Origin of the sequence: Streptomyces sp. NPDC005494, assembly GCF_042872025.1 — a bacterium.
GTDB lineage: Bacteria > Actinomycetota > Actinomycetes > Streptomycetales > Streptomycetaceae > Streptomyces.
In genome coordinates, this window is record NZ_JBIAJR010000001.1 from 1161565 (window position 1) to 1179442 (window position 17878).

The window sequence follows — 17878 nt, forward strand, 5'->3', positions numbered from 1 at the left end:
AAGGCCCCTCACCGGGGGCCAACAAGAATCACCATATCCGCCAGGGAGCGATTTTGTCAACTCGCGAAGACGTCGAATTGCAGAAGGAGCAGCAATTCATCGACCGGCTGTACGACCGGGTCGATGCCCTGCGCGGAATCGCCGCCGAGGGTGTCGAGGACGCGTTGACGCCGGTGGGGAACGGTCTGCAGGCGCGGCACGAGCGCGATGTGCTCGTCGCGGAGCGGGCCGGGCTGCTGGCTGCCCTGAACGCGGTGGACGGTTCCCTGTGTTTCGGCCGTATCGATCTCTCCGACGGCGCCGCGCACCATATCGGCCGTATAGGAATTCGTGAGGACGACACCGAGCACACGCCCCTGCTGATCGACTGGCGTGCGCCGGTCGCGCGGCCCTTCTATCTCGCCACCGGTCATACGCCCATGGGTCTGCGCCGGCGCAGACACCTCACCACCGAAGGCCGTGCGGTCACCGAGCTGCACGACGAGATCCTCGATCTGGGGGACAGCGAGCGCACCGGTTTCGAGGACCCGAGCGGGGACGCGGTGCTGCTCGCCGCGCTGGGTTCGGCCCGCACCGGCCGCATGGGCGACATCGTGCGGACCATCCAGGCGGAACAGGACCGCATCATCCGTGCCCCGCACCGCGGAGTGCTGGTCGTGGAGGGCGGACCCGGTACGGGCAAGACGGCGGTCGCGCTGCACCGGGCGGCCTTCCTGCTGTACGAGCACCGGGAGCTGCTGGCCAAGCGCGCGGTGCTGGTCGTGGGCCCCAATCCGGCCTTCCTGCGGTACATCGGCGAGGTGCTGCCCGCCCTCGGTGAGACCGGGGTGATGCTGGCGACGCAGGCCGAGCTGTTCCCCGGCGTCCACGCCCGGGGCACCGACACCCCCCGCGCGCAGGCCGTCAAGGGCGGTGCGGGCATGGCCGAGGCCCTCGCCCTCGCGGTGCGCGACCGGCAGGGACTGCCCGAGCCCGGCGCCCCCATGGTGATCCCGCACGACGACGGGGACCTCGTCCTGGACTGGGAGATCGCCTACGAGGCCCGGCAGGCGGCACGCGAGACCCGGCTGCCGCACAACCTCGCCCGTCCGTACTTCACGTTCCAGGTGATCGACGCGCTCACCGCGCAGCTCACCGAACGCATCGGCGCGGACCCGTACGGCGGCCCGAACTTCCTGGGCCCTGACGACATCGCCCAGCTCGGCAAGGGCGTCGCCGCCAGCGAGGAGGTGCACGCGGCCGTCGGGGAGCTGTGGCCGCTGCTCACCCCGGAGGGGTTCCTCGCCGACTATCTGGCGGAGCCGGTGTACGTGGAGGACGAGGACGCCGAGGCCATCCGGCGCGCCCCCGGTGAGGGCGAGTGGACTCCCGCCGACGTGCCGCTCCTCGACGAGGCCGCGGAACTGCTGGGTTCCGACGACAGCGCGGCGCGGGCCGCGGCCGAGGCCGAGCGCCAGGAGCGGGTCGCCTACGCGCAGGGCGTCCTGGAGCTGTCGCGGGGCTCGGAGTCGTACGAGTTCGAGGACGAGGAGTCCGAGGTCCTGGCGGCGCACGACATCATCGACGCCGAGCGGATGGCCGAGCGGCAGGAGGAGGCCGATCACCGCAGCGCGGCCGAGCGGGCCGCCGCCGACCGGACCTGGGCCTTCGGCCACATCATCGTCGACGAGGCGCAGGAGCTGTCACCGATGGCGTGGCGGCTGCTGATGCGCCGGTCGCCGACCCGCTCGCTGACCCTGGTCGGGGATCCTGCGCAGACCTCGGAGGAGGCGGGCGTCGGCTCGTGGGACCGGATCCTGGAGCCGTATGTCGGCGACCGTTTCGAGCATGTGCGGCTGGGGGTCAACTACCGTACGCCCGCCGAGATCATGGAGCTGGCGGCCAGGGTCCTGCGGGCGCAGGACCCGTCGTTCGAGCCGCCGGGGTCGGTGCGGTCCACCGGTGAGGAGCCGTGGACGCGGGATTCCGGTCCGGATCTGGCGGGCGCGGTCGAGCGGGCCGTCGCGGAGCTGACGCCCGAGGAGGGGCGGCTCGCCGTCATCGCGCCGCGTGAGCTGCACGAGGAGATCGCGGGCCGGCTCGACGGGGTCACGGTGGGCGCAGAACCCGACCTCACGCGTGCCGTGGTGCTGCTCGGCCCGCGCGAGGCGAAGGGGCTGGAGTTCGACCACGTGCTGGTCGTGGAGCCCGGCCGGTTCGGGACGAGTGACCTGTACGTGGCGCTGACCCGCGCGACGCAGCGGCTGGGCATCGTGCACCGTGAGGAGCTGCCGGAGTCGCTGCGCTGAGCGGTGCGTGAGGACCCGGGGGAACGGACCCGCCCCGCACCGGTCGCACCCTGAGAACGGATCCGCCCCGCACGGTCGACCCGGTGCGGGGCGGACACGGCCGGCGGATCAGTTGCAGGCGTGGGCCCAGCCCATGTCGGGGCGCCAGGTCTTCTCGCCGGAGGACGCGCCCTTCCAGCTGAACGTCGCGACGACGCCGAAGCTGTTCGTCGGCCACTTGCACGGGTCGATCTTGGCGGTGGCCGCCGAGTCCGTGGTCGCGAACCAGCCGTCGTAGTCCTGCTTGGACTTCACGGTCACCCAGCCGCTTCCGTTGAAGCGCTGAAGCTTCACATTGGTGACCTTGACCGAGAAGTTGCCGCCACCGGCGGCGTCAGTGATCTTCGCCCGCGCCTGGTAGGTGTCGGTGGTCTCGTCCCACCAGACGGTGGCGCAGCGCTTGACCTGGGTGCCGTAGCACTCCCACGCGCTGTCCGCGGACGCCGATGCCGGGGTGAGCACGATCGCCGCGCCGAGCGTCCCGGCGACCAGTGCGCCGACGGTTGCGAATCGGCCTGCACGCTTGAGCCCCATGAATGTCCTCCCGTTGGGCCGGTGATTTCCGGAACCGTATCGACGGATCGGCAGTGACCGAGCGGACGTGCGGGGCGGTTGCGCTGCTGTGACAAAGTCAGCATTCGGTTCCTTTTATCCATGGCACCGTGACGGAAGTGACTGACGGCCCCGGCGCTCGGAGTTCGGGGAGCGAAACCCGAGCCTCGGGATCCGAACTCCGGTCCGGCCGATTCACACCTTCGAGCGACCGGAATCGCCCCCTCCGGCCGAAGCCCGAGCTTCGGGATCCGGGGGCCGGGATTCGAGGGCCGGGATTCGAGCGATGCTTTTGACCGGTGGGGAAAGAAAGGGGGTCAGGGAAAACCTCCCTGACCTCCCCTGCCCCGTCACGGCCAGCAAGTATGACTAATCGTGACCGACTTGCGGCGGAGCGTTGCGGCTGCCTACGGTGCGAGAACCAAACGACCCCGACACGGTGTTGGACGCACCGGACGGGGTCTGACCGCAAGATCGAAAGAGCGATCCCGTGGCTATCCAGCACCCTAGCTCCGCCGTGCGCGCACCCGCATCCTCGCGCCCGTACCCGATGGCCAAGCCCGGATACGGCAAGCGCTCCATGCCGGGCCAACTCCCGAGCCGTGCAGACGACTTCGCGCTGCTGCCCGTCCGCGAGCGGTACATCGCCGGGTTCATCGACCGGCTGCCCGACGGCGCGTCGATGGACGTCAAGAGCCTCGCCAAGCAACTGCCCTTGTACGGCCAGCAGGCCGTCGGCTCGGCACTGAGGGCCCTGGCCACGGCGGGGCATCTGCGCCGCGTACGGTGCCTCGTCGGCGAGCTGGGGCAGGTCCGCTGGGTCTCGCGGACGTTCTGGTCACGCACCGCCCGCGACAACGAGTGGTGGGCAGCGATCGAGGTCACCCCGGCGACGGCTCCCGTAGCCGCCCGGCCCTCGGCTCCGGCTCGCGTAGCCGCCCCGACCCCGGCTCCGGCGACGGCTCCCGCAGCCGCCCCGCCCACGGCTCCGGCGACGGCTCCCGTGGCCGCCCCGACCCCGGCTCCGGTGGCGGCTCCCGTAGCCGCGTCGTCGCCGGTCGCGGCGGCAGGACCCGCACCGGCCCGTAGCGAAGCCCCGGGGCCGGCCCCGGCTCCCGCAGAGGCGCCCGCAGAGACCCACGATGCCCCCGGTGCCCCCGAGGTACTCACGGCCCTGGCCCCGGTGCCCATGGAGGCTGCGACGCCACCCGTACGCCCCGGCCCCTCGTCGTCCGAGCCCGTCGCTCCGCCCGCACCTCGCGCCCTGCCCCAGCAGCGCATCCCGGCGGAACCCTCCCCCGCCTACCTGGCACTGGCCCAGCTCGGCCGCGTCGACTCCCGGCTGACCCTGTCCGCCGCCGACTGCGCGGTGCTGGAGGCCCGGGCCGCCCAATGGTTCGCGCGCGGCGTGGACGCGGACTACCTCACCCAGGCGCTCACCGCCGGGCTCCCGCCCCGGGTCGACTCCCCCGTCGGGTTCGTACGCCGCAGGCTCACCGACAAGATCCCGCCGCACGTGCCCGCCGTTCCGTCGCCGCCCCCGCCGGGTGCGCCCGTGCACCGCGTGATGCTGGAGTGCGCCAAGTGCGGGGCGCCGGGGCGCCCGGAGGCGCTCCCCGACGGTCTCTGCCGCCCCTGCCGGACGTCCCCGGAGGGCACCGGGGCCGAGGACGCGGCCACGGCCCCGCCCGGGGCGCCGGACGTCCGCGCGCTCGCCGCCGGGCTCCGGGACCTGCTCAAGTCGCCCTGAACACACCGCAGTCCCCGCACCTGGCGGGGACTGCGGTCACACGCCCGGGGTCAGGCGTAGTTGTTCACACTGACCGGCCGGGTCCCGGTCCACGGCGTCCAGCCCTGCAGGGTGGCGGGCACGCCCACGCGGGTGTTGCAGTTGATCACCTGGAAGTGCAGATGCGGCGCGGTGGAGGCACCGGTGCTGCCCGTGTAGCCGACGATCCGGCCCTGCGGGACCCAGTCGCCCGGCTCGTAGAACGACTGGTTGAGGTGCGCGTAGTGGGTGCACAGCCCGTTCGAGTGCCGGATGAGGACCTCGATGCCGTTCTGCCAGTATGGCGACCAGTTCGAGTAGACGATCGTCCCCGCCTGCGCGGCGGACACCTCGTAGTTGGCGGGGAGCCCGAAGTCCCAGGCGTACTCGTTGTAGGGGCCGGTGTGCGAGTACGTCCCCTCCGGCCCCTGGGTGACGGTGTACGCCTCGCCCGCCGGGTACGGCAGCTCGTAGTAGTAGTCCACGGCAGCGGCCGGTGACGCCCCCACCATCGTGATGCCCACCGCAGTCAGCAGCGCGCTGGCGCCCACCGCGATGCGGCGCAGAACCCTTTTCGTTCCGCCCATGTGCGTCTCCGTCCGTCTTCCACGAGGACCCGACTCCGCGTCCCGACGGGGCGGAGGAAGGCAAGCTTCCGGCGCTGCCGACCTGGCGGACAAGGGCCCTCGGGGCCTCTGTCCGGTCCCTGCCATCGGCCCGCCGGTCGTACCCGTGGACACCGGCCGGCAGTCCTTCGGGACCCCCGGACCCATGACAGGACCTGGCCGACTTCACGCCTCGACGCGGGAGGGGATTCCGGCCACGCCGAACAGAACGGAGGTGACCTTCCCGGAAAGCGGGGCACCCGCAGTCCGAGGAGGCCCGTATCCATGAGTGCAACAAGCAAGAAGAAGTCCAGGTCCAGGCTGTACCTGTCTCTCGGCACCACCGCTTTCGGCGCGCTGGCCGTCGTGAAGGAGGCCAAGCTCGCCCGGGAGGAGAACGACACCCTCCGTGCGATCGACGCCCTCGTCTCCACGGCCAAGATCGTCACCGGTCTCGCGGTCCTCTACCGCGAGCTCAAGCGTCTCGGTGACGACGACGTCCTGCTGGGCTGAGAACGCACGGACGGAGCCGGCCGGGTGTCCCCCCGAGTCCCCCTGACTCGAGGCGATCCCCCGGCCGGCTCCGTGCGTGCGGGGCGCCGAACGCGGCAGCGGAGGCCGGCCCGCCGGCACGGGTCGGCCCACCGGCACGGCTCGCCCGCACCGGCAACGGGTGAGCCCATCGGCACGGCTCGACCCACCGGCACAGGGTCAGCCCATCGGCACGGCGGCAGGGGTCAGCCCACCAGCAGGTCTCGCTTCAGTTCGCGTACGTCCTTGGCGTCCAGGCCGAGCGCCTTCTTCCCGTACGCGCCGAACGAGCCGAACTCCTCGCCCACCTCGTCGAAACCGGAGTTGAGGTACTCGGCGCGCACGTCCAGCAGCGGCTTGTAGACGGCGGCCTGCGCGGCCGGCATGGAGGCGAGCGCCGCGGCGTTGGCCTCCGCGCGGTAGTCGTTGGAGGCGAGGTAGTCCTGCATGACGGTCGAGCGCGGCACGCCGAGCGTGGTGAGCAGAGCCGCGCCGGCCCAGCCCGTGCGGTCCTTGCCCGCCGTGCAGTGGAAGACGACGGCGTGGGCGGAGTCGTCCGTGATGCCGCTGAAGACCGTGCGGTAGGCGGCCTTGGCGGTGTCGCCGCTGACCATGAACTTCTCGCCCTCAACCATCATCGCGACGCCCTCCTCGGGGGTCGTCGGCATGGCGGTGAAGGCCGGCGAGCCCGCCAGGACGTCGGCCACGACGTGCGTGCCTCCGGCCGGTACGCGGTCGGGAGCGGCGGAGCGCTCGGACTCCGTGCGCAGGTCGTAGACCGTACGGATCGAGAGCCGGCGCAGCTTCGCGAGGTCCGCGGTGGTGAGCTTGTCGAGCGCGTCGGAGCGGTAGATCTCGCCCATCTTCACCCAGTGGCCGTCCGTGGTGCGGTAGCCGCCCGCGTCACGGAAGTTGACGCTGCCTTCGAGTGCGATCAGCCGGTCGGCGAGGTGCAGGGAGCCACCGCGCTCGGGCACCAGGTCGAACCACTGGCGATCGGCGGCGGGCAGCCCGCGCACGGTGACCTTGCCCGTCGCCCCGCCCGAGGCGACCGTACGCCCGCCGGCCTTGACGGCGACGCGGTGCGTGCCGGGCGCCTTCCACTCGACCGTGTAGGAGCCGTCGTCGAGCGCGGTGACCTTCGCCTGCGTGAACGGGATGCGTGCGTGCGATTCCCGCGACGGCGAAGCGAAAGCGGGGGCGCTGTGCGCGGAGGCCACCGGGGCGGTGATCCCGACGAGGAGAGCGGCGGCCAGGACGCAGGAGGAGGCCTTGGCGCGAGCTATGTGTGTCATGCATGGATCGTCAGCGGGCTTGACGATTCCCGTCGTAACGGGTGGTGAACGGGGGCACAAACCGAGCAGAACTCCGCGAGTCTCGGTGCGCCCCGCGCACTCCGTGAGCCTGGCAGCGCGCCGCGCGCTCCCTGAGCCTGGGCTCCCGGTGCGCGCACGCCGTGAGCCTTGGTGCGCGCCGGGTCCCGCCTCAACCGCCCTCGTACGGACGCGCCCTGACCAGTCCGCTCCGGTAGGCGGTGGGCGGTGGCAACGAGCCTGGGGATGTGGGGCCGGCCGGTGGCAGGGGGCCTGCACCCACGGCCCGCACCCACCCCACCGCATCGGGCACAGGAAGTCGGGTCCGGCAAGGTGGGTCCTTCCTAACGTGAGGAAGCGAAAGGGAAGGAGTCCGGGATGCTGGAGCGGCTGAACCAGGCCATGGAGCACATCGAGTCCCACCTCGACCAGCCGATCGACGTGGCCGGTCTCGCGCGGATCGCGGCGACGTCGGAGTACCACTTCCGGCGGATGTTCTCCGCGCTGGCGGGCCTGCCGCTGTCGGAGTACATCCGGCGCAGGCGGCTCACCGTGGCGGGCGCCGAGGTGCTCGCCGGCGAGCGGACACTGCTCGACATCGCCACGCGCTACGGCTACGGCTCGGGCGAGGCCTTCGCCCGGGCGTTCCGCGCCATGCACGGCGTGGGGCCGGGCGAGGCCCGGCGGACCGGTGCGTCCCTGCACTCCCAGCCACGGATGTCCTTCCGCCTCATCGTCGAAGGGAACAGCAGCATGCGATACAGGATCGTGGAGAAGGACGCCTTCCACGTGGCCGGGAAGAAGGTGCGCGTACCGCTCGTGCACGAAGGGCTCAATCCGGCGATCGCCGACTTCATCCGGGGCATCGCGCCGGACACGCTGCGTCGCATCAGCGCCTTGGCGGACCAGGAGCCTGCGGGGATCGTCGGCGTCAGCGACCAGCTCGACCCTAGCCGGGCGGAGGGCACCGAACTCGACTACTACCACGGGGTGGTGACGGGCGCGGAAGTGCCCGAGGACCTGGACTCACTCGCCGTACCGGCGGGCACCTGGGCCGTCTTCGAGCACTCCGGGCAGTTCCCGCAGGCGCTCCAGTACCTGTGGCGGGACGTGTTCACGCAGTGGTTCCCGTCGAACCCGTACGCGAGCAGGCCGGGCCCGGAGATCCTGAGCGTGCGGGTGTCCGAGGACGGCAAGGAGGCGGACGCCGAGCTGTGGATCCCGGTGGAGCGGTCAGCCACCTGAGCCCGCCCGCGGCGGGCCGGACAGGGCCGCTCCGGAGCGGAGGCGGGCCGGGAGGTGCGGACCGCTGTCGAGCCCGGGGGCGCGGTCCGCTGACGGGCCCGGGGGCGCGGTCCGCTGACGGGCCCGGGGGCGCGGTCCGCTGACGGGGGCGCGGTCCGCTGACGGGCCCGGGGGCGGGCTCCGTCAACGGGCAGCGCCGCCCAGCTTCTCCTCGATCCAGGCCAGGCCGAAGTCCAGTACCTCGCCGGCCTCGAAGAGATGGCTGTCGGCGGCTCCGACCAGGCCCCGCCTGCCGATTCCGGCGGCCAACATGTCCCGGACGATCGTCTCGAAGGGGTCCTGGCCCTCCGGCGTGTGGGCGGAGTAGTCGAAGGCCCCGCCGGAGGAGTCGATGTCGCGGAAGCGGCGCCAGACACGCCGGCCGTCGATCAGGACCGGCTGTTCGTACTCCACGAACAGCTTGTCCGGCGCGTCGGCGAGCGCTTCCGCGTGGTGCAGAAGGGTGAGTGTCTCCAGCGGGGCGCCCAGCATCAGGACCCGGCCGCCCAGGGCGACCAGTCGGGCGAGCGGGCTGCCGGGGCCGTGCGGGTCGTCCCACGGATGGTCGGCGGTCAGTTCCTCGGCCGCCGGCCCGAGCGCGGCGAAGCTCACGTCGGGGTGCCTGCTGCGGACGGCCCCCGGCCAACGGCGCAGCGCCTCGGGGAGACGGCCGTTGTCGTGGTCGGCCTCGCTGACCACCGGGTCGTACGCCGGATGTTCGGCCCACACCGCGTCCTGCCAGGGCTGGGGCCAGCTCGTGAAGTCGTACGGCGGGGCGTCGTTCCACCCGCAGGTCACCATGAGGGTGCCGCGCTCCCCCACGGTCTCGCGCAGGGCGCCGACGAGGGTTGGGGCGCCGCCGGCCACGTAACCGATGGCGGACATCCGCGTATGGAACATCACGACGTCGCCCTCGCGGAGGCCGAGCGCGGTCAGATCGCGGACCAGCCGGGCCCGGGTGACGGGGCCGTCCGCACGGGCGAGCAGGGTCTCTTCCGGGGTCGGGTCTGCCATGGGGCCCGACGGTACCTCCCCCGCGCCTCCCGCACGGCCGACGGGCACTTCCGGGGGCCTGGGCTGCCCTCTGTTGCAACTCGGCTGCCCTCTGTCGCAACTCGCTGCCCGAAGCCGAGGCACTCGTCCTCGATGCCTGAAGCCGCGGCACTCGTCCTCGATGCCCGACGGCCGAGGCACTCGTCCTCGGAACGAAGCCGAGGCACTCGTCGCACCCGGGAACCGCCGCCCGCCGTCCGGCCGTCCTCACGGCCGGACAGCCGCGCGGGTCACAGCGAGTGCCGCGTGGGACACGCCAGGTTTCCAAGGAGCAGCATGACCGCCGACGGCAGTACGCGAACCCGGAACAGCCGCCCAGGGAGCGCTATTTCGCCCGCCTCCCCGTCGGGACGCGGCGCCCGCAAGGTACTTCTGGACTGCGTGAAGCCCGCGCTGATGCTCACGCTCCTGCTCGGAACCACCACGGCCTGCCTGTCGTCGGAGGACGGCGGTGCCTCGTCCTCGGGGAACGGCAGTCAGAAGTCGAGGGACTGGAAGGTCGGCGACTGCGCGGGCCCCGACACCAGCCAGTCGAAGGACGGCTTCCAGGGGCTCGACTGCGACGACCCCAAGGCGACGATCAAGGCGCTCGCGGTCAAGGACGGGGAGATCTTCGCCGGCGCCGTGGAGTGCCCGGCGGGCACGGACGAGATCATCTCGGTGAAGGTGTCCTTCGGCGGGAACGCGGCCACCAGCGGCATCCCCAGCAAGACGATCTGCGGCCGCAACCTCTCCGGCGACCACCCCGGTGACGCGGGTGCGGGCGGCGGGCAGCTCGTGGTGGGTGACTGCGTGGACGACCAGGCGAAGGAAGTGGCCTGCGCGACCGGCGGCGGGAACAAGGTGCTCGCCCTGACCAAGACGGCCGAGGAGTGCCCGGCGGAGGCGGACAACCCGATCGAGCTCTTCCCGAGCCCCGGCCGCCCGTACGACGCGATCTGCACCAGCAAGGCCTGACGGACGGACCGGCGGCCGGGCCCCGCGCCCGCGTGGCGCGGGGCCCGGCGGACGGCCGGCGCCGGTCAGGCCCTCCGGTGCATCAGGGCCTTGCGGTCCAGGGTGGCGAGGGCGGTGTTGCCCGCGACCACGACGGCGAAGACGGCGGCCACCTCCCCGTGGCCCAGGGCGTACAGCGCAGCCACGGCAGCACCGAACACGAGCGCCTTCACGGCCAGAACGCCCGCCGTCGGCAGGGGGGTCCGGGCCTTCGGGGCGGCGAACATCCCCCACAGGACGGCCGCCACCGCAGGCGCGGCCACGGCGAGGACGATCCGCAGCGCGATGTCGCCCCCGCTCCGCCACCCCCACCAGGCGAGGAGCCCGAGGGCCGCGACCTCCAGGAGGAAGGCCAGTCCCTCGTTGAGCATGTGCAACGGGGTGGGAAGCGTCATCGAGCGGCCATCCTTCGTCGAGCGCGCGGAGCGTCATTGAAACAGACGTTCTCCTCACCGGGCCTGCGATCGCAGGCAGTTGAACAGTCGTCTTCGGCCCGGTCCCCCTCGGACACGTCCGCCGCGAATCACGCGAGGCTGCAACGAGAGAGGCCCGATGTCTTGACGTGCTCCTGCCGAGCTGGCTTTATGGGAGCGCTCCCACCTCCTCCCCGATGTGCGAGCCGTCCGATGTTCGACGTGTTGCAAGTGTTCGATGTTCGGTTCATCCGGCGCTCACCCTTTCTGGAGTCGCAGTGAGAACAGCAACGAGTACGGCGCGAAAAAGCCCCTTGACGGTGTTGATGAAGAGCCTGGCCGCCCTTCTCGGCATCACCCTGCTGGGCGCGCTCGGCCCGGCGGCGGCGCAGGCCGCCGAGACCGAGCCGGCGCGGGCCGCCGCCACCGGCCTGCACATCAGTGACGGCCGCCTCCTGGAGGCCAACGGCAACGACTTCGTCATGCGCGGCGTCAACCACGCCCACACCTGGTACCCGGGCGAGACGCAGTCGCTGGCCGACATCAAGGCCTTCGGCGCCAACACCGTCCGCGTCGTCCTCTCCGACGGCCACCGGTGGACGAGGAACGGCCCCGACGAGGTCGCGGGCATCGTCGACGACTGCAAGGCCAACCGCCTGATCTGCGTACTGGAGGTGCACGACACCACCGGTTACGGCGAGGACGCCGCGGCGGGAACACTCGACCACGCGACCGACTACTGGATCAGCCTCAAGGACGTCCTCGCGGGCGAAGAGGACTACGTCATCATCAACATCGGCAACGAGCCCTGGGGGAACACCGACCCCGCCGGCTGGACCGCCCCCACGACCGCCGCGGTGCAGAAGCTGCGCGGCGCCGGCTTCGCCCACACGATCATGGTCGACGCCCCCAACTGGGGTCAGGACTGGCAGGGCGTCATGCGCGCCAACGCCCAAGCCGTGTACGACGCCGACACCACGGGCAACCTGATCTTCTCGATCCACATGTACAGCGTCTACAACACCGCGCAGGCCGTCACGGACTACCTGAACGCCTTCGTGAACGCCGGACTCCCCCTTCTCATCGGTGAGTTCGGTGGCCCCGCCGACCAGTGGGGCGACCCGGACGAGGACACCATGATGGCCGCGGCCGAGCAGCTGGACCTCGGATACCTGGCATGGTCCTGGAGCGGCAACACCGACCCGATCCTCGACCTGGCGATCGACTTCGACCCGAGCCGCCTGAGCTCCTGGGGCGAGCGCATCTTCCACGGCGCCAACGGCATCGCCCAGACGTCGAAGGAGGCCACCGTCTTCGGCGACGGTGAGCCGGGCGACACCCAGGCACCGACCGCCCCCGGCACCCCGACCGCATCGGCGGTGACGGCCACCTCCGCCACCCTGACATGGCCCGCGTCCACCGACAACGTTGCCATCGCGGGGTACGACGTGGTCCGCGTCAGCGGCGGCGCCGAGACCGCCGCGGCCTCGTCGACCGGCAACACCGTCACCGTGACCGGGCTCACCGCCCAGACGGCGTACGACTTCGCCGTCTACGCCCGGGACGCCGCGGGCAACCGCTCGACGCGTTCGGCGACGGTACGCGTCACCACCGACGCGAGCGGCCCCACGCCGGGCGTCGGCTGCTCCGTCGGCTACAAGGTGGTCGGCCAGTGGCCCAACGGCTTCCAGGGTGAGATCACCATCCGCAACACCGGCACCACCGCCATCAACGGCTGGAACCTCGGCTTCTCCTTCGCCAACGGCCAGACCATCTCCAACATGTGGGGCGGGACGCCCACGCAGACCGGCTCCAAGGTCAGCGTCGCCCCCGCCGGATACACCGCCGCGATCGCCGCGAACGGCTCCGTCACGGTCGGCTTCACCGGCACCACGGGCAGCACCAACACCGCCCCGACCGCCTTCACGCTCAGCGGCAACGCCTGCACCACGGCCTGATCCGGGCCCGGCCCTCCGGCCGGCGGGGGCACCACCCCCGTCGGCCTCGGCCACACCCTCCTGCGCGGCCTTACCTCGCCCGTGAACCTCGGCCACACCCTCCCGCGCCGCCCGGCCTCCCCCGCCGGCCTCGGCCACCGGCTGCGCCCCACCTCGCTGGGCACGCCCCAGGGGCGTGACACCTCGAAAGTTTTCGAAGCTTTCGGAGCATTGACCGAAAATTATCGGAGCGGCTAGCCTGCCGCTCGAATCCCCGGACGTCAGTGAAGACGCCGTCCACATCCATGGATTCACTCTGCTTCCCCCACCCAGCCAGAGGGAGCACCACCGTGATCCGCAGATCGTCGATCCTCAGCCTGTTCGCCGCCGCGGTACTGACCGCCGCCGTGGTGTCCCCCGCACTCGGCGCCGGGGACGGGCACGGTCCGGGCAGCTCACCGGCGCCGGACGAGCGCAACGCCCGCTGGGTGAGCACCTGGACGTCCATGCCGCAGCTGACGGAGCCGGGCAACATGCCCCCGGCACCGTTCACCCAGGACGGCTCCGTGCTCACGGACGCCACGCTGCGGCAGACGGTCCACGTCTCGGCGGGCGGCGAGCACATCCGGCTGCGCTTCTCGAACGCTTTCGGAGGCACCGCGCTGCCGATCACCAAGGTCTCCGTCGCGCTGCCGCTGGACGGCAAGGCGGGCACCAGCGCGATCACCCCGGGGACCACCCGCCCGGTGACCTTCCAGGGCCGCTCCTCGGTCTCGGTCCCGGTGGGCGCGCAGGCGGTGTCCGATCCGCTGGACTTCACGCTGGCGCCGGGTTCGAACCTGACGGCGACGGTGTACCTGGCGACCGGTCAGGCCTCCACCTCGATCACCTCGCACCCCGGCTCCCGTACGACCTCGTACCTGCGCGCCGGGGAGCACGTGACCGACGCCGACCTGCCCGGGGCGACTCCGACCGACCACTGGTACTTCCTCAGCGGCGTCGAGGTCTGGTCCAGGAGCACCACCTCGGCGGCCGTCGTCCTCGGCGACTCGCTCACCGACGGCCGGGGCTCGACGACGAACATGAACAACCGCTGGCCCGACCTCCTGCTGAAGCGCCTGGAAGCCGGGGCGGCCACGTCGAAGACGGCGCTGGTCAACCAGGCGGCCGGCGGGAACCGGCTGCTCAACGACGGTCTGGGCCCCAACGGCCTGGCCCGCATCGACCGTGACGTCCTGGCCCAGAGCGGCGTGGACTGGCTGCTCGTCTTCGAGGGCATCAACGACATCGGTACGGCCGAGGCCACCGCGGCCGCCCAGCGGCAGGTCGCGGCCGACGTGATCGCGGCGTACGAGCAGATCGTCACCCGGGCCCACACCCACGGCATCCGCGTGTACGGGGCGACGCTGACGCCGATGGGCGGCAACACCGGCTACGACGACCCGGAGGGCCACCGCGAGCAGGCCCGGCAGACGGTCAACACCTGGATCCGCACGAGCGGGCGCTTCGACAGCGTGATCGACTTCGACCGGACCGTCCGCGACCCGCAGGCGCCCCGGCAGCTCCTGGCCTCCCTGGACACCGGCGACCACCTCCACCTCAACCCCGCCGGCTACCAGGCACTGGCCGACGCGGTCCCCACCCGGCTGTTCCGCCAGACCCCGCTCCCCCGGGGCTTCGGCTACAACTGACGGCCTGACTGCCGTACCCCGGGGGCCCGTACGTCGACACAGGCACAACCTGGGGCCGCACGCCGATGCAGGTGCTGTGACGTCGCCCCGCCCGTGGCCGGCCCGAGGGACCAGGAGGAAGACTGTCCGCGGGAGGGGCCGGGTCGCCGAAGCCAGGCCCCTGCCCGCCGCCCTGCGGGTTCCGCTCGGCAGCCCAATGGGAGGATCTTGCCCACAGCGCTGTACGAGGAGGCAAGGTGAAGGACAGCTCGCGGCACGACCACTCCAACTGGGAGGAAGTCGTGCTCGCTGCCCGTGAGCGGGCCCGCGCGAAGCAGTCCCGCATGGTCGAGCACTACGGACTGTCAGGCGACGTGCAGTACCACTGGTCCATGGACGACGCGCGGATCACCTGGACCCGCGACGGGGCGACGTTCCTGACCGGTCGGCTCACGATGATCGGCAGCGTGAGTCCGTCTCGGAAGACGTGGCTATGGGCCTGGGCCAACGAGTCACTGCCGCGCCCCGTGGTGGGCGACATCGAACAGGTGCGGCGCTTCGGGGAGGCGAACGGCTTTCCCGTCCTGCCGTGGCCGGGCTTCGACTACGACCCCGAACTCGTGGCCGAGGCTCGGATGGTCGCGGCGTCCGTGCTGGACGCCGAGGGCCTCTGGGCAGATTCTGCGGACGACGTTCAATTCCACTTCGCGATCCACGACTTGACGCCGACGGTGGGACGGCCGTGATGCCGCGTGACCTTCGGGGCCTCCGGCAGGCTCCGAGAACCGGGATCGGGCGGCGGGGTTCCGCGTTCCCCTGAGCAGGGACGGCGACCTGCCGGTAACGGTTTCCGGTACCTCTTCACCGAGCCGGGCGCACCGGGCGGCCGCGCGTGCGTGTGCCGCCCGGCGGCGTCTCAGCTGAGAAGCTGCCGCCATGACGCTTTTGCCCCGGATCGCCCCCATGCTCGCCACCCCCGGTCATCTGCCGCCCGCCGCCACCGCCGAGCAGTGGGCGTACGAGGTGAAGCAGGACGGCCAGCGCGCCATGGTCTATCTGCCGGGGGACGGTTCGGTGCGGTTGCTCGCCAGGTCAGGGGCCGACATCACCCCGGCCTATCCGGACCTGGCGGCGCTCGGGCCGACGCTCGACGGCGTGCCCGCGGTGCTCGACGGCGAGATCGTCGCGCTGGACCGTGAGGGGCGCAGCGACTTCGAGCGGCTGCAGTCGCGGATGGGGCTCTCCGGATCACCGGCGAAGGCGGCCCGCATGGCCCAGCGGGTGCCCGCCCACCTGGTGCTGTTCGACGCCGTGTTCCTGGGTGACAGGAGCCTCGTTCCGCTGCCGTACGCGGAGCGCCGGGCGGCCCTCGAAGGGCTCGGGCTGCACGGGCCGCACTGGTTCACCCCCGCGGTGGTCGTCGGCCACGGCGAGGAGGCCCTGACCATGACACGGGAGGCCGGGCTGGAAGGCCTGATCGCGAAGCGGCTGAGCTCGGTCTACGAGCCCGGGGTCCGCTCCCGCAGCTGGATCAAGATCCGCCATGCCCGCACGGTGGACGTGATCGTCGGCGGCTGGGTTCCCGGCCGTGGCCGGCTGGGCGGCCTCCCCGGCGCGCTGCTGGTCGGCGAGCGGCACGCGGGCGGACTGCGCTACGCGGGCAGCGTCGGTACGGGGTGGAGCGACGCCGAGCGGGCCAGGCTCGCCGAGCTGCTGCGGGTCGCCGCGGTCGACACGTGCCCCTTCGACGAGACCCCGCCGGTGTCCGGCGCGCGATGGGTGCTGCCGCGGCTCGTCGGGGAGGTGCGCTACTCGACCCGTACGAGGGCGGGGCGGCTGCGGCAGCCCTCCTGGCACCGGCTGCGACCGGACCTGGCCCCGGACGACCTCGGCTGATCCGGAGGCCCAGACGGAGGCCGATCCGGAGGCCCGGGACGCAGGCCGATCCGGAGGCCCAGGACGCAGGCCGATCCGGAGGCCCGGGACGCAGGCCGATCCGCAGGCCCGGGACGCAGGCCCGGGACGCAGGCCCGGGACGCAGGCCCAGGACGCAGGCCCGGGACGCAGGCCCGGGACGCAGGCCCAGGACGCAGGCCGATCCGGAGGCCCGGGACGCAGGCCCAGGACGCAGGCCGATCCGGAGGCCCGGGACGCAGGCCCAGGGCGCAGGCCCGGGACGCAGGCCCAGGCGCAGGCCCGGGACGCAGGCTCATCCGGAGGACCGGGACGCAGCGTAGGCGCAGCAACAGTCCAGGCGGGTGCCGCCCGGCCAGGAGTCGGCGCGGCACCAGGCCGGGCGGGGGAACCTCCCGGCCAGGAGTCGGCGCGGCACCAGGCCGGGCGGGGGGAACCTCCCGGCCAGGAGTCGCCGAGGCCGGCGGGCGCGCCGCTGCCGTCAGGAGGCGGTCCGCTTCCGGGCGGCCGTCTTGCGGGCCGGCTGCTTCTTGGCCGCCGTCTTCTTGGCGGCCGTCCCCTTCTTCGCCGGGGCGGCCTTCTTCCGGGTGCGGGGCTTGCCCGGCGTCATCTCGTGCACGGTCGCGTCCTCCCCGCGCGTCTCCTTGGCCGCCTTCACCGACGCGTTCAGCGCCGCCATGAGGTCCATGACCTTTCCGGGCTCCTCCTCCTCGCCCCCGGCCGCCGCCGGGAGCGCCTTCCCCTCGGACTTGGCGGCAAGGAGCTCCTCCAAGGCTTCCCGGTAGCGGTCGCGGAAGCCGGAGATGTCATCCAGGGCCATGCTGTCGGTGAGCTGCACGGCCCGTTCGATCTCGCCCTCGTCGAGCTCCGCCTCCCGGGGTGCCAGCGTCTCGGGGCTGCGGATCTCGTCCGGCCAGCGCATCGCGTGCAGCACGATCGCGTCGTCCCGCACCCGCAGCAGGCCGAGCCGCTCACGGTTGTGCCAGGCGAACTTCGCGACGGCGACCTTGTCGCTGCGCTCCAGCGCCCGCCGCAGCAGCGTGTACGGCTTCGCCGCGACCTGGCCGTCGACCGCGAGGTAGTAGCTGTCGCTGATCCGTACGGGGTCGATGCTGTCGGCCTCGACGAACGCGACGATCTCGATGGCCTTCGCCGTGGGCAGCGGCATCCGGTCCAGTTCCTCGTCGGTGACGGGCACGGTCCGGTCCTTGGCGACCTCGTACCCCTTGCCGATCTCGTCCTGGGAGAGGACCTTGCCGTCGACCTCGCACACCTTGCGGGTACGGATCCGGCCCATGTCCTCACGGTGGTACTGGTGGAAGGAGATCGAGTGGTTCTCGGTGGCCGACACCACCTTGATGGGGATCGTCACCAGCCCGAAGCTGATCGCTCCGGTCCACAGGGGCCGCGGCATCCGTACCTCCAGACCCCCCTGACGGCTTGGCCGGGAGGCGGACCGGAGCGCCTGGAAGGGAGAACCAGCCCGAGAGGGCCGAGGCGCGGCCGGGCCACCGC

15 protein-coding genes are annotated in these 17878 nt (G+C 72.2%); 9 read left to right on the forward strand and 6 right to left on the reverse strand.

Features of this window, described 5'->3' with window-relative positions; all coding sequences use genetic code 11:
• Window positions 1–77 precede the first annotated feature (77 nt).
• Window positions 78–2288, forward strand: coding sequence for a HelD family protein (locus ACFYQ6_RS05180; protein ID WP_388760953.1), 2211 nt, complete (start codon window positions 78–80; stop codon window positions 2286–2288).
• 108 nt (window positions 2289–2396) lie between these two features.
• On the opposite strand, the gene ACFYQ6_RS05185 is transcribed toward ACFYQ6_RS05180, so the two are convergent.
• A complete protein-coding gene (locus ACFYQ6_RS05185) occupies window positions 2397–2861 on the reverse strand; it encodes a hypothetical protein (protein WP_361571929.1) in 465 nt (154 codons plus the stop codon).
• Window positions 2862–3369: 508 nt separating this feature from the next.
• On the opposite strand from ACFYQ6_RS05185, the gene ACFYQ6_RS05190 reads away from it, so the two are divergent.
• A complete protein-coding gene (locus tag ACFYQ6_RS05190) occupies window positions 3370–4629 on the forward strand; it encodes a MarR family transcriptional regulator (protein ID WP_388760650.1) in 1260 nt (419 codons plus the stop codon).
• A gap of 50 nt (window positions 4630–4679) precedes the next feature.
• On the opposite strand, the gene ACFYQ6_RS05195 is transcribed toward ACFYQ6_RS05190, so the two are convergent.
• Window positions 4680–5234, reverse strand: a complete 555-nt coding sequence (locus ACFYQ6_RS05195; RefSeq protein WP_361571934.1) for a peptidoglycan DD-metalloendopeptidase family protein — start codon at window positions 5232–5234, stop codon at window positions 4680–4682.
• Between the two features lie 303 nt (window positions 5235–5537).
• Between ACFYQ6_RS05195 and ACFYQ6_RS05200 the strand changes: the two genes are divergently transcribed.
• Entirely contained in the window at window positions 5538–5765 is a 228-nt protein-coding gene (locus ACFYQ6_RS05200) for a hypothetical protein (protein WP_145801301.1), read from the forward strand.
• Window positions 5766–5989: 224 nt separating this feature from the next.
• Here the strand turns inward: ACFYQ6_RS05200 and ACFYQ6_RS05205 are convergent, their stop codons facing one another.
• The gene (locus ACFYQ6_RS05205; protein WP_388760655.1) at window positions 5990–7078 is read right to left on the reverse strand and encodes a tyrosine-protein phosphatase; all 1089 of its coding nucleotides are present in this window, start codon (window positions 7076–7078) and stop codon (window positions 5990–5992) included.
• Between the two features lie 396 nt (window positions 7079–7474).
• Between ACFYQ6_RS05205 and ACFYQ6_RS05210 the strand changes: the two genes are divergently transcribed.
• The gene (locus ACFYQ6_RS05210) at window positions 7475–8341 is read left to right on the forward strand and encodes a GyrI-like domain-containing protein (RefSeq protein WP_388760658.1); all 867 of its coding nucleotides are present in this window, start codon (window positions 7475–7477) and stop codon (window positions 8339–8341) included.
• 183 nt (window positions 8342–8524) lie between these two features.
• On the opposite strand, the gene aac(3) is transcribed toward ACFYQ6_RS05210, so the two are convergent.
• Window positions 8525–9394: an aminoglycoside 3-N-acetyltransferase gene (aac(3), locus tag ACFYQ6_RS05215; RefSeq protein WP_388760662.1), complete on the reverse strand. Its 870-nt coding sequence runs from the start codon at window positions 9392–9394 to the stop codon at window positions 8525–8527.
• A gap of 315 nt (window positions 9395–9709) precedes the next feature.
• Between aac(3) and ACFYQ6_RS05220 the strand changes: the two genes are divergently transcribed.
• On the forward strand, window positions 9710–10390 hold the full coding sequence (locus ACFYQ6_RS05220; protein ID WP_388760665.1) for a hypothetical protein: 681 nt from the start codon (window positions 9710–9712) through the stop codon (window positions 10388–10390).
• Between the two features lie 65 nt (window positions 10391–10455).
• Here the strand turns inward: ACFYQ6_RS05220 and ACFYQ6_RS05225 are convergent, their stop codons facing one another.
• Window positions 10456–10824 (reverse strand): YrdB family protein, encoded by a 369-nt coding sequence (locus tag ACFYQ6_RS05225; protein WP_388760668.1) that lies wholly within the window; start codon window positions 10822–10824, stop codon window positions 10456–10458.
• Window positions 10825–11120: 296 nt separating this feature from the next.
• On the opposite strand from ACFYQ6_RS05225, the gene ACFYQ6_RS05230 reads away from it, so the two are divergent.
• The 4 genes from ACFYQ6_RS05230 to ACFYQ6_RS05245 all read left to right on the forward strand — a co-directional run bounded on the left by ACFYQ6_RS05230 (window position 11121) and on the right by ACFYQ6_RS05245 (window position 16345).
• Window positions 11121–12800, forward strand: coding sequence for a cellulase family glycosylhydrolase (locus tag ACFYQ6_RS05230; RefSeq protein WP_388760671.1), 1680 nt, complete (start codon window positions 11121–11123; stop codon window positions 12798–12800).
• 329 nt (window positions 12801–13129) lie between these two features.
• Window positions 13130–14470: an SGNH/GDSL hydrolase family protein gene (locus ACFYQ6_RS05235; protein WP_388760674.1), complete on the forward strand. Its 1341-nt coding sequence runs from the start codon at window positions 13130–13132 to the stop codon at window positions 14468–14470.
• 236 nt (window positions 14471–14706) lie between these two features.
• Window positions 14707–15195 carry a DUF6882 domain-containing protein gene (locus ACFYQ6_RS05240; protein WP_388760677.1) on the forward strand — a complete coding sequence of 163 codons (489 nt, stop codon included), beginning with the start codon at window positions 14707–14709 and terminating at the stop codon, window positions 15193–15195.
• A gap of 190 nt (window positions 15196–15385) precedes the next feature.
• A complete protein-coding gene (locus ACFYQ6_RS05245; protein ID WP_388760679.1) occupies window positions 15386–16345 on the forward strand; it encodes an ATP-dependent DNA ligase in 960 nt (319 codons plus the stop codon).
• A gap of 499 nt (window positions 16346–16844) precedes the next feature.
• On the opposite strand, the gene ACFYQ6_RS05250 is transcribed toward ACFYQ6_RS05245, so the two are convergent.
• Window positions 16845–17777 (reverse strand): Ku protein, encoded by a 933-nt coding sequence (locus tag ACFYQ6_RS05250; RefSeq protein ID WP_388760682.1) that lies wholly within the window; start codon window positions 17775–17777, stop codon window positions 16845–16847.
• Window positions 17778–17878 lie beyond the last annotated feature (101 nt).

Excerpts from the sequence above, each read along its gene's own strand:
- ACFYQ6_RS05185 (WP_361571929.1), bottom strand. The coding sequence starts at position 2,861 with ATGGGGCTCAAGCGTGCAGGCCGATTCGCAACCGTCGGCGCACTGGTC.
- ACFYQ6_RS05195 (WP_361571934.1), bottom strand. The coding sequence starts at position 5,234 with ATGGGCGGAACGAAAAGGGTTCTGCGCCGCATCGCGGTGGGCGCCAGC.
- ACFYQ6_RS05200 (WP_145801301.1), top strand. The coding sequence starts at position 5,538 with ATGAGTGCAACAAGCAAGAAGAAGTCCAGGTCCAGGCTGTACCTGTCT.
- ACFYQ6_RS05205 (WP_388760655.1), bottom strand. The coding sequence starts at position 7,078 with ATGACACACATAGCTCGCGCCAAGGCCTCCTCCTGCGTCCTGGCCGCC.
- ACFYQ6_RS05210 (WP_388760658.1), top strand. The coding sequence starts at position 7,475 with ATGCTGGAGCGGCTGAACCAGGCCATGGAGCACATCGAGTCCCACCTC.
- ACFYQ6_RS05220 (WP_388760665.1), top strand. The coding sequence starts at position 9,710 with ATGACCGCCGACGGCAGTACGCGAACCCGGAACAGCCGCCCAGGGAGC.
- ACFYQ6_RS05225 (WP_388760668.1), bottom strand. The coding sequence starts at position 10,824 with ATGACGCTTCCCACCCCGTTGCACATGCTCAACGAGGGACTGGCCTTC.
- ACFYQ6_RS05245 (WP_388760679.1), top strand. The coding sequence starts at position 15,386 with ATGACGCTTTTGCCCCGGATCGCCCCCATGCTCGCCACCCCCGGTCAT.
- ACFYQ6_RS05250 (WP_388760682.1), bottom strand. The coding sequence starts at position 17,777 with ATGCCGCGGCCCCTGTGGACCGGAGCGATCAGCTTCGGGCTGGTGACG.